This window comes from Citrobacter sp. R-1.5.2, from assembly GCF_035064245.1.
Taxonomy (GTDB): domain Bacteria; phylum Pseudomonadota; class Gammaproteobacteria; order Enterobacterales; family Enterobacteriaceae; genus Citrobacter.
The window spans coordinates 1-15,070 of sequence record NZ_JASEYC010000011.1; the positions used below are offsets into that span (position 1 = coordinate 1).

The window sequence follows — 15,070 nt, forward strand, 5'->3', positions numbered from 1 at the left end:
TGTCGTTCTCAAAATCGGTGGAGCTGCATGACAAGGTCATCGGGCATTATCTGAACATAAAACACTATCAGTAAGTTAGAGTCATTACCCGATGACGCTTTGCTTGTCGGGCCTACAAATACCGCTAAATGTAGGCCGGGTAAGGCGAAGCCGCACCCGGCAATGTTGATTAGCGCTTATCTTCTGCCAGCAGCGGTGGAATACTTGGCACCATCGGTGCTTCATCAATATCCTTCTGCGTCATGCGAAACGCCTGCGGGTAGTGCTCACGGCTGGTACGACGTAGCGGTTCGGTATCACGCCAGGTGTACAGACAATGCTGACACTGATATACCGTCCAGACACCTTTCACCGGCGAGACCGCCATCAATTCTATGTGTTCATCAGCACAACGTGGACAAATCATCTGCATCTCCTTATTTACGGTTGGCCAACATGGCGGTCAGCTTTTCAGCCCAGGCTTGAGTCTCAGGTAAATCACATACCGGCTGGCTGTAATGGCCACGGTTATCCGGGGCAACCGGAGTAGTGGCATCAATAATCAGCTTGTCAGTGATACCTGCCGGGCTGGAGCCTGGGTCCAGTTCCAGTACCGACATATTCGGCAACTGCACCAGATCGCCCGCCGGGTTAACCTTCGACGACAGCGCCCACATCACCTGCGGTAAGTTGAACGGATCAACATCCTCATCAACCATAATCACCATCTTCACATAGCCCAGGCCATGCGGCGTCGTCATCGCCCGCAGCCCCACCGCACGGGCAAAGCCGCCGTAGCGTTTTTTGGTGGAGATAATCGCCAGCAAACCGTGGGTATACATGGCGTTAACCGCCTGCACTTCAGGGAATTCTGCTTTCAGTTGCTGGTACAACGGCACACAAGTCGCCGGCCCCATCAGGTAATCGATCTCCGTCCACGGCATGCCGAGATAGAGTGATTCAAAAATCGGCTTCGTACGGTAAGACACTTTATCAATGCGCACCACGGTCATGTTGCGCCCGCCAGAGTAGTGACCGGTAAATTCACCAAATGGCCCTTCTATTTCACGCTTGCGACTTTCGATGACCCCTTCAAGGATCACTTCAGACCCCCACGGTACGTCAAAACCAGTGAGCGGCGCGGTGGCGATCGGGTACGGGCTTTCACGCAGCGCCCCCGCCATTTCGTATTCAGACTGATCGTACTTCAGCGGCGTCGCCCCCATCAGAGTGATGATCGGATCGTTGCCAAGGGTGATCGCAATTGGCAGATCCTCGCCGCGTTCTTCCGCTTTATGCAGGTGCAGCGCGATATCGTGCATCGGCACCGGTTGCAGGCCCAGCTTACGCTTGCCTTTTACTTCCATACGGTAAATACCGACGTTCTGCTTACCGAAATTGTCGACATCCAGCGGATCGCGTGAAACCACGCAGGCTTTATCAAGGTAGAAACCACCGTCGCCATCGTTCAGACGAAACAGCGGCAGAATATCAAACAGGTTAATATCATCGCCGTCGACGCTGTTTTCCGCCCACGCCGGATTGGCGCGACGTTCTGGTGCAACCGGAAATTTATCCCAGCGGCGAATAAATTCATCAATCTGTTTTTTCACCGGCGTATTCGGTGGTAAACCCAACGAGATTGCGTGGTTCTGCCATGAGCCGATAGTGTTCATCGCCACCCGGGCATCGGTAAATCCACGAATATTGTCAAACCACAGCGCAGGCGCGCCGTCACCAATACGCCCGGTGGCATTGGCAGCAGCCGCTAAATCCGGTTCGGCGTTCACTTCTTCACTGATTTTCAGCAATTGTCCCTGGTCGTCCAGCGCTTGCAAAAAGCTGCGCAAATCATCAAATGCCATTACTCATTCTCCTGTGAAAAATTCTGCGCCTGCCGTAATCCCTGCCAGCGACGGGCGTTTGGGTGTTCCAGACCAAACTGATCGAGAACGCGAGCAACAATATGCTGCGTAATGTCATCGACCGTTTGCGGATGGTTATAAAACGCGGGCATCGGCGGAACCATTGCGACGCCCATACGGGAAAGTGCGAGCATATTTTCCAGATGAATGGTGCTCAGCGGCATTTCACGCGGAACCAGCACCAGCTTGCGCCCTTCTTTTAGCACCACATCAGCAGCACGCCCCACCAGTCCGTCCGCATACCCAGCCCGAATACCGGCCAGCGTTTTCATGCTACAGGGGATAACAATCATGCCGTCGGTCCGAAACGAGCCGGAGGAGATACTCGCCGCCTGGTCCGCCGGATGGTGGCAGTAGTCCGCCAGCGCAGACACATCGTGAACGCTGTACGGCGTTTCCAGCTCAATGGTCGTTTTCGCCCACTTCGATAACACCAGATGCGTTTCCACTTCCGGCATTTGCCGCAGCGCCTGTAGCAACGCCACACCAAGCGGCGCTCCCGTAGCCCCGGTCATTCCTACGATGAGTCTCATTCAACCTCTCAATATTGTTCGTGTACGAACATTTTGCTTAACATACTCCCACAACCGACTCCGGGCAAGGACACCTGGCACAGATAGCTAAAGTCGCGCTTGTTAAAAAAGTGCGCGTTACCCGCTATGATAGAGACCGATCGTTTGCCCGGAGTTCCCATGGAGTTACGTAATACCGCGTTTCATTTACTACGCCAGCTTTTTCAAAAGCATACGGCTCGCTGGCAGCATGCGTTACCGGAACTGACTAAACCTCAGTACGCAGTGATGCGGGCCATTGCTGAACGTCCTGGTATCGAGCAGGTTGACTTAACAGAGGCCGCGGTGAGCACGAAAGCTACGCTTGCGGAAATGCTGAGCCGGATGGAAAGTCGAGGGCTGGTAAAACGCGAGCACGATCCGACAGATAAGCGCAGACGATTTGTCTATCTCACGCCAGAGGGTGATACATTGCTTACCCATGTGACACTGCTGGGAGACGGTATAGATAATGAGTTTCTCGGGCGGCTTAGCGCGCAAGAACGCGAGCAGTTTACGTATCTGGTGCGTAAAATGATGGGGTAATGTCCCGGATAGCGGCTCCGCCTTATCTGGCCTGCATATCCGCTAAAGAAAAAGGCCAGTCTCAATGAGACTGGCCTTTCTTGATAGAACTTGTGCTTACTCGCGGAACAGCGCTTCGATATTCAGCCCCTGCGTCTGCAGGATTTCACGCAGACGACGCAGACCTTCAACCTGAATCTGGCGAACACGTTCACGGGTCAGGCCAATTTCACGGCCCACATCTTCCAGTGTCGCAGCTTCGTACCCCAGCAAACCAAAACGACGTGCCAGCACCTCACGCTGTTTGGCGTTCAGTTCGAACAGCCATTTGACGATGCTCTGTTTCATATCATCGTCTTGCGTGGTGTCTTCCGGACCGTTTTCCTTTTCGTCGGCCAGAATATCCAGCAACGCTTTTTCGGAATCGCCACCCAGCGGGGTGTCTACCGAGGTAATGCGCTCGTTGAGTCGGAGCATACGGCTGACGTCATCAACCGGTTTATCCAGTTGTTCCGCAATCTCTTCTGCGCTTGGTTCGTGGTCCAGTTTATGCGACAACTCACGCGCAGTACGCAGATAGACGTTCAGCTCTTTTACAATGTGAATCGGCAGTCGGATCGTTCGGGTTTGATTCATAATCGCCCGTTCGATCGTCTGGCGGATCCACCAGGTTGCGTATGTTGAGAAGCGGAACCCGCGCTCAGGGTCAAACTTCTCGACGGCACGGATAAGCCCCAGATTGCCCTCTTCAATCAGGTCCAGCAATGCCAGACCACGATTGCCATAACGACGAGCAATTTTCACCACCAGACGCAGGTTACTTTCAATCATGCGGCGGCGAGAAGCGACATCTCCACGCAGTGCGCGACGCGCAAAATAAACTTCTTCTTCGGCTGTTAACAGTGGTGAATAACCTATCTCACCAAGGTAAAGCTGAGTCGCGTCCAACACACGCTGTGTGGCCCCCTGCGATAACAGCTCTTCTTCAGCCAGGTCGTTATCACTGGGTTCCTCTTCACTCAAGGCTTTTTCATCAAAAGCCTCTACTCCGTTCTCATCAAATTCCGCATCTTCATTTAAATCATGAACTTTCAGCGTATTCTGACTCATAAGGTGGCTCCTACCCGTGATCCCTAACGGAACTAGCACGTGAAAGCCTGGTTCCGCCGAATTATCGCTGCGGTAAATAGCGCAGCGGGTTTACGGATTTCCCCTTGTAACGAATTTCAAAATGCAAGCGTGTAGAACTGGTTCCGGTGCTACCCATGGTAGCTATCTTCTGCCCCGCCTTGATTTCTTGTTGTTCCCGGACCAGCATTGTATCGTTATGGGCGTAGGCACTCAGGTAATCATCGTTGTGTTTGATGATAATAAGATTACCGTAACCACGCAGCGCGTTACCGGCATACACGACGCGTCCATCTGCGGTCGCGACAATAGCCTGTCCTTTGCTGCCTGCAATGTCGATCCCTTTATTGCCACCTTCGGTAGCTGCGAAGTTTTCGATCACTTTGCCGTCAGTCGGCCAGCGCCAGGTAGAGATCGGCGAACTGGTAGAAGTTGAGCTTGCAGTCGATTCGGTTGCACTAACTGCCGGAGCCGTTACAGGCGCTGTGACGACGGTCCCAGCAGGCTTGTTGTTCGGCAACATTTTGTTAGCACTTTGTTCACCTGAATCCTCAGAATACGTAATTGTTGGTTTCGAAGCAACAGCAACGGTGGAATTTTGTGCAGGGTTGGTCACAACTCCTTGCTGTGCTGCATCCGCCTGGGTGATGGCATTACCACCGGTAATCGGTGCACCCGACGCGTTGCCCACTTGCAGAGTTTGTCCGACATTCAGGCCATACGGGGCCGGAACGTTATTGCGTTGTGCGAGGTCACGGAAATCGTTCCCGGTAATCCAGGCAATATAGAAAAGCGTGTCGCCTTTCTTAACAGTATAGGTACTGCCACCCGTATAGCTACCTTTCGGAATATTCCCATACTGACGATTGTACACAATCCGCCCGTTTTCCATCTGGACAGGCTGTTCTGCAACCGGCTGAACCTGTGTTGGCTGAGTCGCCGGGCGTTGCACCGGTTGGATCTGTGGCGTTTGTTGTACTGTCGCCGTTGATCCCATTTTTGGTGGAGGCGTAATCAGCATACCGGAGCTGGTGTTCGATGATGAGTTGCCGCCAACAGAGCTGACCGGCGCTGGTGGATTCGAGGTGTTTGAACAACCTGCCAGCCATAATGAAACCAGTGACAATGCCGCAATACGGCGAACGGTAAATTTGTGGCTTCCCGCGCTCATTTATCCCCCAGGAAAATTTGGTTAATACCCAGTGACGTAATCACCGTGCAAGGCATCGGACTGGACACTGGAAAACGTGACCACGATACGCTTACTAATTCCAGAATATCCAGGAAAACTCCAGGTATTCAGCAGCGTTAGCTACGCTAACTCCCCTTTGACTAAGGGAACAAAGCGTACGGCCTCCACGGTGTCGATAATAAATTCGCCTCCCCGACGACGAACCCGTTTCAAAAACTGGTGCTCATCGCCCACGGGCAAGACGAGAATGCCGCCTTCATCTAACTGCATCATCAATGCCGTTGGGATCTCAGGCGGTGCTGCCGTCACAATGATAGCGTCAAACGGCGCTCGAGCTTGCCAGCCTTGCCATCCATCACCATGACGGGTCGAAACATTATGTAAATCAAGCTGCTTCAGGCGACGACGCGCCTGCCATTGCAAGCCTTTAATGCGCTCAACAGAGCACACGTGATGCACCAGATGCGCCAGGATCGCCGTCTGGTAGCCAGAGCCAGTACCAATTTCCAGTACCCGGGATTGCGGCGTTAGCTCCAGCAGCTCGGTCATGCGAGCCACCATATAGGGCTGTGAGATGGTCTGCCCCTGGCCAATCGGCAGGGCGATATTATCCCAGGCCTTATGTTCAAACGCCTCATCAACGAACTTTTCACGCGGCACGGCGGCGAGCGCATCCAGGACATGTTCATCTCTGATGCCCTGCGCACGTAATTGTTCAAGGAGAGTGTGTACGCGTCTGCTTACCATTGCGTGTCGACTCCCACGCTGTCTAACCAGCCAGAAACAACCTCATGCGCACCGTATGCGGTTAAATCAACATGCAGTGGCGTGATTGAAACATAACCTTCATCAACGGCAGCAAAATCCGTATCCGGACCGGCATCGCACTTTTCGCCCGGCGGCCCGATCCAATACAGCGTATTACCACGCGGGTCCTGCTGTGGGATCACCTGATCCGCCGGATGACGGCTGCCGCAGCGGGTGACCCGCATACCTTTGATCTGATCCAGGGGTAAATCCGGAACGTTGATATTCAGAATACGTCCGGTGCGCAGCGGTTCGCGGCTTAACGCGCGTAAAATCCGGCAGGTTATCGCCGCAGCGGTCTCGTAGTGTTTATGCCCATCGAGCGAGACCGCCAGCGCAGGGAATCCGAGATGACGACCTTCCATTGCTGCCGCCACGGTACCGGAGTAGATGACATCATCCCCCAGGTTTGGACCCGCATTAATCCCGGAAACGACAATGTCCGGACGCGGACGCATTAACGCGTTCACGCCCAGGTAGACGCAATCGGTAGGTGTCCCCATTTGCACGGCGATATCGCCATTATCAAAGGTGAAAGTGCGAAGCGAGGATTCCAGCGTCAGCGAGTTAGACGCGCCACTGCGGTTACGATCCGGGGCAACCACCTGTACGTCAGCAAACTCACGCAGCGCTTTCGCCAGCGTTTGTATACCGGGTGCGTGGACCCCATCATCGTTACTCAGCAATATACGCATAATCACCCATTGTGTTAATAAGTTCCCTTACAACACTGGTGGCGAAGCTACCTGCCGGTAGCCAGAAGCGCAACTCAACGGTTACGTCATCCCACCAGTTCCAGCTTAATTGTTGTGGATACAGCAACATAGCGCGGCGCGATGCCTCAACTTTCTCGCGCAATAACAGAGACTGTAGCGCGGTTTCGTCAGCAATAGCAGCCTCTTCAAACGCCAGAGCATCGCGCTGAGTTCCCCACTCACCGCAGCCCGGTAGTGCCGCTGTTACCATCAATTCTTTTTCATCAACACGACGCTGTAATTCGGTCTGTTCGTCCCGTGTGGCGACAAACCAGCTTCCGCGTCCCGACAATTGTAGCGCATCGCCGTCAACAACTTGATTAAAGTCTGTTTTTTTCAAGCGTTCATTGACTATCTGATTAAACAACGCGCTACGGGCTGCCGACAACCAAAAACTGCGTTTATTGCGATCGCGCACCGGCGCATCGCTTTGTGCCCAGCGCAGCGCACCTTGCAGGTTGCTGCCGCCGATACCAAAACGTTGGGCACCAAAATAGTTCGGGACGCCGCGCTCGCTAATCGCCTGTAAACGCGCTTCAACATCATCACGCTCGCTCACTTCACGCAACACCAGCGTAAAAGCGTTGCCTTTCAGTGCGCCTAAACGCAGCTTACGCTTGTGGCGGGCGTACTCCAGCACTTTACAGCCTTCCAGCTCAAATTTGCTTAAATCGGGCATTGCATTGCCCGGCACGCGCGCGCACAGCCACTGCTCGGTGACAGCATGCTTATCTTTCTGTCCGGCAAAGCTTACTTCGCGGGCGTGGATTTTAAGGAATTTGGCCAGCGCGTCAGCCACAAAACGGGTGTTACAACCGTTTTTCAGAATACGCACCAGAACGTGCTCGCCTTCGCCATCCGGTTCGAAGCCTAAATCTTCGACAACGACAAAGTCTTCCGGATTTGCTTTCAGAACTCCGTGGCCGAGTGGTTTACCATGGAGATAGGTCAGATTTTCAAACGCAGTCATTTCGTTGCCTTAATGAGTAACGCCACCGCTTCACAGGCAATCCCTTCCCCACGCCCGGTAAAACCGAGTTTTTCCGTGGTGGTCGCTTTCACGTTAACATCATCCATATGGCAGCCGAGATCCTCGGCAATAAACACCCGCATTTGCGGAATGTGCGGCAGCATCTTCGGTGCCTGGGCAATAATAGTGACATCCACATTACCAAGCGTATAACCTTTAGCCTGAATACGCCGCCAGGCCTCACGCAATAACTCGCGGCTATCGGCACCTTTGAACGCGGCATCGGTATCCGGGAAGAGTTTACCAATATCACCCAACGCCGCTGCACCCAGCAGGGCATCGGTTAGCGCATGTAACGCCACATCGCCATCAGAATGTGCCAGCAGTCCTTTTTCATACGGGATGCGCACACCACCAATGATAATTGGGCCAACGCCTCCAAAGGCATGTACGTCAAAACCGTGTCCAATTCGCATTATGCATTCTCCTGATAGACACATCATCCTTCAAGCCGCCTTTATGTTGGCCGCCTCGGTACATCATGAATGATGCTGTGTAGGGGTTGTTCGGGTCAGATAAAATTCCGCCAGCGCCAGATCTTCCGGACGGGTGACTTTAATGTTGTCAGCGCGTCCTTCAACCAGCAGCGGATGAAAGCCGCAATATTCCAGTGCCGAAGCCTCATCCGTAATGGTTGCGCCTTCGTTTAACGCTCGAGTCAGGCAATCGTGTAACAGTTCGCGTGGGAAATACTGCGGTGTCAACGCATGCCATAAATCGGTACGTTCGACCGTATGAGCAATCTCGGTCTTACCAGGCTCCGCACGTTTCATGGTGTCGCGTACGGGGGCCGCCAGGATACCGCCGATACGGCTGGTTTCACTTATTGCCAGTAAGCGGGCTAAATCATCCTGATGCAGACATGGCCGCGCGGCATCATGCACCAGTACCCACTGAGCGTCTCCAGCGGCTTGCAAACCGGCAAGAACAGAATCGGCACGCTCATCGCCGCCATCCACCACGGTAATTTGCGGATGCGCTGCAAGTGGAAGTTGGGCAAAGCGGCTGTCGCCGGGACTGATCGCGATGACGACACGCGTCACCCGGGGATGCGCCAGTAGCGCATCAACCGAGTGTTCAAGAATGGTTTTATTGCCAATTGAGAGGTACTGCTTAGGACACTCCGTCTGCATTCGGCGGCCAAATCCGGCAGCCGGTACCACGGCGCAAACGTCCAATAAAGTGGCTGCCATGTTAAATCCTTGGCTGGTTTATCGATTGTTTTGCCCTGCGGTCTGTGCGCGTTTAGACGCGTCAGGGACCAGGCGATAAAACGTTTCGCCCGGCTTAGTCATGCTGAGTTCGTTGCGTGCGCGTTCCTCGATAGCTTCCTGACCGCCATTGAGATCATCAATTTCAGCAAAGAGCTGATCGTTACGCGCTTTAAGTTTCGCGTTTGTAGCTTGCTGCGCAGCAACATCATCGTTGACGCGACTATAGTCATGTATGCCGTTCTTACCGAACCACAGCGAATACTGTAGCCAGACCAATAAAGCCAGCAACAGCAGCGTTAGTTTACCCATCCTGCCCCCTGAAAAACGGCATTAACATCCCATAACTTCCGTCGACGATTTTACGTCTGCGGGCGGGAATGCCGCGACAACGCGGGCAAATGTACCACATTTGCCCGTTGTTACGTATACCCCGTGTAAGGAGAACATAATCTCATTGTTGGTTACGGTTTGAATTAGAGCTGCTGGTATGCAGCACCACTCACCATGGAAAAAGGGAAGAGAACCTAGCCCAGCAGCCACAGGAACAATGCGCCAAACATCGACCCAACCACCAGCAGGGTAAACGTAACGCTTAGCAGCAGCCGTCCCTTCAAAAGCGAATGCAGGGCAATACCCGCCACAATGGCGACGGGCAGCAACGCGAGGAAAAAAGGCCAGGTATAAAGGAAGAAAAACAGCGTATTAGGACCATACATCAGGCACGGGAACCCCAGCGCCAGCAACCACGCCGCAAAACCGACAACGGCACCCGGTAGTGACCAGGTGGTTTCGTCGTCGGCGGCGAAAGTCTCTGACTCTGTGATAGTAATGTTATGGCTGTTGCGCATATCTAATCCTGTGACCATGACTGACCGGGCGTACCTGTTTTAAAATCGCGAGGAGTCCGGTGGTGTCTCAGGATCTGATAATATCTTCCTGCCTCAGCAGGTCTAATAATTGAGAGACCAAATTTGTTACTAATTGTTCACCATTCAGATGAATCTCTGGCGATTCAGGCGCTTCGTATACCGAGTCAATTCCAGTAAAATTGAGCAACTCACCCGCCCGCGCTTTTTTATATAGTCCTTTTGGATCACGTGATTCACAGGTTGCCAGCGGTGTATCGACAAACACCTCTATAAAACGCCCATGACCCACACGTTCGCGAACCATCTGTCGTTCAGCACGATGAGGGGAAATAAAGGCAGTCAGTACCACCAGCCCCGCATCCACCATCAGGTTAGCCACTTCCCCAACCCGGCGAATATTCTCCTTGCGATCGGCATCGCTAAATCCGAGATCGCTGCACAGACCGTGGCGCACGTTATCGCCATCCAGCAGATAAGTACTAACCCCCTGCTTGTGCAGCGCTTCTTCCAGCGCTCCCGCTACCGTGGATTTACCCGAACCAGAGAGTCCGGTAAACCACAGCACAACACCACGATGGCCGTGGTGTTGCTCCCGCTGTTGTGGCGTAACAGGATGGGCATGCCAGACGACGTTTTCGTCATGCAGCGCCATTATTTTCCTCCCAGCAGATCGCGCGCACCCCAGTGTGGGAAGTGACGACGCACCAGCGCATTGAGCTCCAGTTCAAACGCACTGAACTGGGATGCCGTGGCCGGCTCCTGGACGATCGGCTCGCGAACCAGTCCTGCCCCAACGGTGACGTTCGTCAGACGGTCAATGATAATCAGGCCGCCCGTGACCGGATTATGCTGATAGGTATCCAGCACCAGCGGTTCATCAAACGTCAATCTCACCAGGCCAATACCGTTCAGCGGTAAGGCTTCGACTTCACGCTGGGTCAGGTTATTGATATCAACCTGATACTCCACGCTATCAACACGCGCACGCGTCTTCTTGCCCGCCACTTTGATGTCATAGCTCTGCCCTGGCGACAGTGCCTGCTCCGCCATCCACACCACATCAACGGCAGCGCTTTGCACCGCCGGCAGCGTTTCCTGGGCATCAAGCAGCAGGTCACCACGACTGATATCGATCTCATCTTTTAGCACAAGGGTAATGGCTTCACCGGCATGCGCTTCCTGCAAATCGCCATCAAACGTGACAATCCGGGCGACGCTCGACTCAACGCCAGACGGTAACACTTTGACGCGTTGTCCTACCTTCACGCTACCGGAGGCCAGTGTTCCGGCATAACCACGATAATCAAGATTTGGGCGGTTCACATACTGCACCGGGAATCGCATCGGCTGAGTATCGACAACACGCTGGATTTCAACGGTTTCAAGCACTTCCAGCAGCGTCGGACCGCTGTACCACGGCATGCTGAAACTTTGCGACGCCACGTTGTCACCTTCCAGTGCTGAAAGCGGTACAAAACGGATATCCAGGTTGCCCGGCAACTGCTCTGCAAAGGTCAGATAATCTTCACGAATGCGGTTAAATGTCTCTTCGCTAAAATCCACCAGATCCATTTTGTTGATCGCAACGATCAGATGTTTTATTCCCAACAGCGTAGAAATAAAGCTATGACGGCGGGTCTGATCCAACACGCCTTTACGTGCATCGATCAGCAGGATCGCCAGATCGCAGGTCGACGCACCGGTTGCCATATTGCGGGTGTACTGCTCATGACCGGGAGTATCCGCGATGATAAATTTGCGTTTTTCGGTGGAAAAATAACGGTAGGCCACGTCAATAGTGATGCCCTGTTCGCGCTCGGCCTGCAAGCCATCAACCAACAGCGCCAGATCGAGCTTCTCGCCCTGCGTACCATGACGTTTACTATCATTGTGCAGCGATGAAAGCTGATCTTCGTAGATCTGTCGGGTATCATGCAACAGACGCCCAATCAGGGTACTTTTCCCATCATCCACGCTACCGCAGGTTAAAAAACGCAGCAGGCTTTTGTGTTGTTGGGCGATCATCCAGGCTTCAACGCCGCCTTCATTAGCAATTTGTTGTGCAAGTGTCGTGTTCATGGCGGCTCCTTAGAAATACCCCTGACGTTTCTTCAGCTCCATGGAGCCCGCCTGGTCGCGGTCAATCACGCGGCCCTGACGTTCACTGGTGGTTGAGACCAGCATCTCTTCGATGATTTCCGGTAGCGTCTGCGCGTTAGACTCCACTGCGCCAGTGAGTGGCCAGCAGCCGAGAGTACGGAAACGCACCATCCGTTTTTTGATAACCTCACCAGGCTGCAGATCGATTCTGTCGTCATCAATCATCATCAACATGCCGTCGCGCTCAAGCACCGGACGCTCTGCGGCGAGGTACAGCGGAACAATGTCGATGTTCTCCAGCCAGATGTACTGCCAGATATCCTGTTCCGTCCAGTTAGAGAGCGGGAATACGCGAATGCTTTCGCCTTTGTTAATCTGGCCGTTGTAGTTATGCCACAGCTCCGGACGCTGGTTTTTCGGGTCCCAGCGATGAAAACGATCGCGGAAGGAATAGATGCGCTCTTTCGCGCGCGATTTCTCTTCATCACGGCGTGCGCCGCCGAATGCTGCGTCAAAACCGTATTTGTTCAGCGCCTGCTTCAACCCCTCGGTTTTCATAATGTCGGTATGCTTGGCGCTACCGTGGACAAATGGATTTATCCCCATCGCCACCCCTTCCGGGTTTTTATGCACCAGCAGTTCGCAGCCGTAGGCTTTTGCCGTGCGGTCACGAAACTCATACATCTCGCTGAATTTCCAGCCGGTATCAACGTGCAGCAGAGGAAACGGCAGTGAACCAGGATAAAACGCTTTGCGCGCCAGATGCAGCATTACGCTGGAATCCTTGCCGATGGAATACATCATCACCGGATTCGAAAACTCGGCGGCCACCTCACGAATGATATGGATGCTCTCCGCTTCCAGTTGCCGCAGGTGGGTAAGTCGTTTTTGATCCATAACCGTTCCTATGTATTGCCGTTATTTTGCTAACGAAGTTCAGATAACCTGACTATAGGGAGGGCAAGAGAGCGAATGAAATTACGAATTGGAATGAGTAGTTCCTCAAAGGAATAACGATCTGGAAAAGCAAATATCAAAAAGTGCTTAAGCCGCCGGATTTCGGGCATTTAGGAGCAAATGAAATTGTTTTACCTCGATCACGGTTTCATACTAACGGCTGAAAATTTCTGCTTGGTATTTAAGGACTCACTATGTTTTCCGCATTGCGCCACCTGACTACCGCCCTGGCGCTCGGCGCGTGCTTTATCCTTCCCGCACAGGCAACCTCTTCGAAGCCCGGAGATATGGCAAATACTCAGGCCCGATATATCGCAACATTCTTCCCTGGCCGCGTGACGGGCTCTCCGGCAGAAATGCTCTCTGCTGATTATTTACGTCAGCAATTTCAGCAGATGGGCTATCGCAGTGATATTCGGACGTTTAATAGCCGTTATATTTATACCGCTAAAGACAATCGTAAGAACTGGCATAACGTTACGGGCAGCACCGTCATTGCAGCGCATGAAGGCAAAGCGCCGCAGCAGATTATTATCATGGCGCATCTCGACACTTACGCTGCGCAGAGCGATGCCGATTCCGATGCTAATCTGGGCGGATTAACCTTGCAGGGCATCGACGATAACGCCGCAGGTTTGGGCGTCATGCTGGAGTTGGCTGAAAAACTAAAAAATGTGCCGACACAGTACGGCATTCGGTTTATCGCCACCAGCGGTGAGGAAGAAGGCAAACTGGGTGCAGAAAATATCCTTAAACGCATGAGTGCGGCAGAAAAGAAAAATACGCTGCTGGTTATCAACCTCGATAACCTGATCGTCGGGGACAAGCTCTACTTCAATAGTGGGAAAAGAACCCCGGAAGCCGTACGAAAACTGACGCGCGACCGGGCGCTGGCAATTGCACACAGCCGCGGTATCGTCGCCAGTACCAACCCGGGCCTGAACAAAGACTATCCGAAAGGAACCGGATGTTGTAACGATGCCGAGGTCTTCGACAAAGCGGGAATCGCCGTGCTCTCGGTAGAAGCAACCAACTGGAGCCTGGGTAAAAAAGACGGCTATCAGCAACGAGCCAAAACTGCCTCTTTCCCCGCCGGTAACAGCTGGCACGACGTGCGTCTGGACAACCAGCAGCATATCGATAAAGCGCTTCCAGGGCGGATTGAACATCGCAGCCGAGACGTCGTACGCATTATGCTGCCGCTGGTGAAAGAACTGGCAAAAGCGGGTAAATCCTGAAGAGGTGGTCCGGTAGGATGTAAATCTTACCGGACCACTTTCCTGTTATCCTTCGTGTAATCCACACTCGCGCTTCAGCCCGAAGAAACGCGTCTCTTCTTCTGCCATGCCTGGCTCCCATTTACGCGTCGTGTGGGTATCACCGACTGACAGGTAGCCTTGATCCCACAGCGGATGATATTTCAGATCGTGTTTTTGCAGATACTGGTATACCGTACGGTTGTCCCAGTCGATAATCGGCAGCACTTTAAATACGCCGCGCTGAATAGCCAATAACGGTAGATGTGCACGGCTACCGGACTGCTCGCGGCGCAGACCCGCAAACCAGGTTTGTGCATTCAGTTCTTTCAGCGCCCGGTTCATGGGTTCGACTTTGTTGATGTCATTGTATTTCTCAATGCCTTCAACGCCCTGCTCCCACAGCTTGCCGTAGCGCGCTTCCTGCCAGGCCGCGCTCTCTTTCGCTCGGTAGACCTGCAGGTTGAGTTTGAGTTTATCCGTTAACTCATCAATAAACTGGTAAGTTTCCGGAAATAAATAGCCAGTGTCGGTGAGGATCACCGGGATATCCGGGCGAATCTGGTTCACCAGATGCAGGCTGACCGCCGCCTGAATACCAAAACTTGATGAAAGGACATATTCGCCGGGTAGATTTTCCAGCGCCCACGCCACGCGTTCTTCCGCGCTCAGCTTTTCCAGTTGGCTGTTGGTTTCTGCCAGTGCCATAACACGCTCAACTTTTGGCAGTGCGTTTAAGCCGTTTAGATCGAGTCTGGACATAAGTTCCTCGCTGTATGTCT

At 53.2% G+C, this 15,070-nt stretch carries 19 protein-coding genes; 3 read left to right on the forward strand and 16 right to left on the reverse strand.

The window, feature by feature from the left end:
• Positions 1-74, forward strand: a 74-nt coding sequence (locus QMN38_RS18050; protein ID WP_004200914.1) for an IS1 family transposase, incomplete at its 5' end; no start/stop codon positions are given.
• A 95-nt stretch (positions 75-169) separates the two neighbouring features.
• Here QMN38_RS18050 and QMN38_RS18055 read toward each other — a convergent pair.
• From QMN38_RS18055 to QMN38_RS18065, 3 genes are read right to left on the reverse strand one after another with little or no spacing between them, the layout of a single operon-like run.
• The gene (locus QMN38_RS18055; protein ID WP_271442480.1) at positions 170-406 is read right to left on the reverse strand and encodes a non-oxidative hydroxyarylic acid decarboxylases subunit D; all 237 of its coding nucleotides are present in this window, start codon (positions 404-406) and stop codon (positions 170-172) included.
• Between the two features lie 10 nt (positions 407-416).
• Positions 417-1,844, reverse strand: a complete 1,428-nt coding sequence (locus tag QMN38_RS18060) for a non-oxidative hydroxyarylic acid decarboxylases subunit C (protein ID WP_271449533.1) — start codon at positions 1,842-1,844, stop codon at positions 417-419.
• The gene (locus QMN38_RS18065; RefSeq protein WP_271442478.1) at positions 1,844-2,437 is read right to left on the reverse strand and encodes a non-oxidative hydroxyarylic acid decarboxylases subunit B; all 594 of its coding nucleotides are present in this window, start codon (positions 2,435-2,437) and stop codon (positions 1,844-1,846) included. The genes QMN38_RS18060 and QMN38_RS18065 overlap by 1 nt, the downstream gene beginning before the upstream one ends.
• 159 nt (positions 2,438-2,596) lie before the next feature.
• Here QMN38_RS18065 and QMN38_RS18070 point away from each other — a divergent pair, with 159 nt between their 5' ends.
• The gene (locus QMN38_RS18070) at positions 2,597-3,001 is read left to right on the forward strand and encodes a MarR family winged helix-turn-helix transcriptional regulator (RefSeq protein ID WP_271442477.1); all 405 of its coding nucleotides are present in this window, start codon (positions 2,597-2,599) and stop codon (positions 2,999-3,001) included.
• Between the two features lie 96 nt (positions 3,002-3,097).
• Here QMN38_RS18070 and rpoS read toward each other — a convergent pair whose 3' ends face one another.
• The 12 genes from rpoS to cysD all read right to left on the reverse strand — a co-directional run bounded on the left by rpoS (position 3,098) and on the right by cysD (position 12,972).
• Positions 3,098-4,090 (reverse strand): RNA polymerase sigma factor RpoS, encoded by a 993-nt coding sequence (rpoS, locus tag QMN38_RS18075; RefSeq protein WP_000081498.1) that lies wholly within the window; start codon positions 4,088-4,090, stop codon positions 3,098-3,100.
• 61 nt (positions 4,091-4,151) lie between these two features.
• Positions 4,152-5,234: a murein hydrolase activator NlpD gene (gene nlpD, locus QMN38_RS18080; protein ID WP_249357549.1), complete on the reverse strand. Its 1,083-nt coding sequence runs from the start codon at positions 5,232-5,234 to the stop codon at positions 4,152-4,154.
• Between the two features lie 186 nt (positions 5,235-5,420).
• Entirely contained in the window at positions 5,421-6,047 is a 627-nt protein-coding gene (locus tag QMN38_RS18085) for a protein-L-isoaspartate(D-aspartate) O-methyltransferase (protein WP_061068474.1), read from the reverse strand.
• On the reverse strand, positions 6,041-6,802 hold the full coding sequence (gene surE / locus QMN38_RS18090) for a 5'/3'-nucleotidase SurE (protein WP_323605526.1): 762 nt from the start codon (positions 6,800-6,802) through the stop codon (positions 6,041-6,043). The genes QMN38_RS18085 and surE overlap by 7 nt, the downstream gene beginning before the upstream one ends.
• Positions 6,783-7,832, reverse strand: coding sequence for a tRNA pseudouridine(13) synthase TruD (truD, locus tag QMN38_RS18095; protein WP_323605528.1), 1,050 nt, complete (start codon positions 7,830-7,832; stop codon positions 6,783-6,785). The genes surE and truD overlap by 20 nt, the downstream gene beginning before the upstream one ends.
• Positions 7,829-8,308, reverse strand: coding sequence for a 2-C-methyl-D-erythritol 2,4-cyclodiphosphate synthase (gene ispF / locus QMN38_RS18100; protein ID WP_005130881.1), 480 nt, complete (start codon positions 8,306-8,308; stop codon positions 7,829-7,831). Before ispF ends, truD begins: the two co-directional genes overlap by 4 nt.
• A gap of 63 nt (positions 8,309-8,371) precedes the next feature.
• Positions 8,372-9,085: a 2-C-methyl-D-erythritol 4-phosphate cytidylyltransferase gene (gene ispD, locus QMN38_RS18105; protein WP_271442475.1), complete on the reverse strand. Its 714-nt coding sequence runs from the start codon at positions 9,083-9,085 to the stop codon at positions 8,372-8,374.
• 18 nt (positions 9,086-9,103) lie between these two features.
• The gene (ftsB, locus tag QMN38_RS18110) at positions 9,104-9,415 is read right to left on the reverse strand and encodes a cell division protein FtsB (protein WP_003034163.1); all 312 of its coding nucleotides are present in this window, start codon (positions 9,413-9,415) and stop codon (positions 9,104-9,106) included.
• Positions 9,416-9,630: 215 nt separating this feature from the next.
• Positions 9,631-9,954, reverse strand: coding sequence for a DUF3561 family protein (locus QMN38_RS18115; RefSeq protein ID WP_271442474.1), 324 nt, complete (start codon positions 9,952-9,954; stop codon positions 9,631-9,633).
• Between the two features lie 67 nt (positions 9,955-10,021).
• Entirely contained in the window at positions 10,022-10,627 is a 606-nt protein-coding gene (cysC, locus tag QMN38_RS18120; protein WP_271455002.1) for an adenylyl-sulfate kinase, read from the reverse strand.
• Positions 10,627-12,054, reverse strand: a complete 1,428-nt coding sequence (gene cysN, locus QMN38_RS18125; RefSeq protein ID WP_323605530.1) for a sulfate adenylyltransferase subunit CysN — start codon at positions 12,052-12,054, stop codon at positions 10,627-10,629. The genes cysC and cysN overlap by 1 nt, the downstream gene beginning before the upstream one ends.
• 9 nt (positions 12,055-12,063) lie before the next feature.
• Positions 12,064-12,972: a sulfate adenylyltransferase subunit CysD gene (gene cysD / locus QMN38_RS18130; RefSeq protein ID WP_137382749.1), complete on the reverse strand. Its 909-nt coding sequence runs from the start codon at positions 12,970-12,972 to the stop codon at positions 12,064-12,066.
• Between the two features lie 254 nt (positions 12,973-13,226).
• Here cysD and QMN38_RS18135 point away from each other — a divergent pair, with 254 nt between their 5' ends.
• A complete protein-coding gene (locus QMN38_RS18135) occupies positions 13,227-14,270 on the forward strand; it encodes an aminopeptidase (protein ID WP_271442472.1) in 1,044 nt (347 codons plus the stop codon).
• A 45-nt stretch (positions 14,271-14,315) separates the two neighbouring features.
• On the opposite strand, the gene cysH is transcribed toward QMN38_RS18135, so the two are convergent.
• The gene (cysH, locus tag QMN38_RS18140; protein WP_323605532.1) at positions 14,316-15,050 is read right to left on the reverse strand and encodes a phosphoadenosine phosphosulfate reductase; all 735 of its coding nucleotides are present in this window, start codon (positions 15,048-15,050) and stop codon (positions 14,316-14,318) included.
• Between the last annotated feature and the right edge of the window lie 20 nt (positions 15,051-15,070).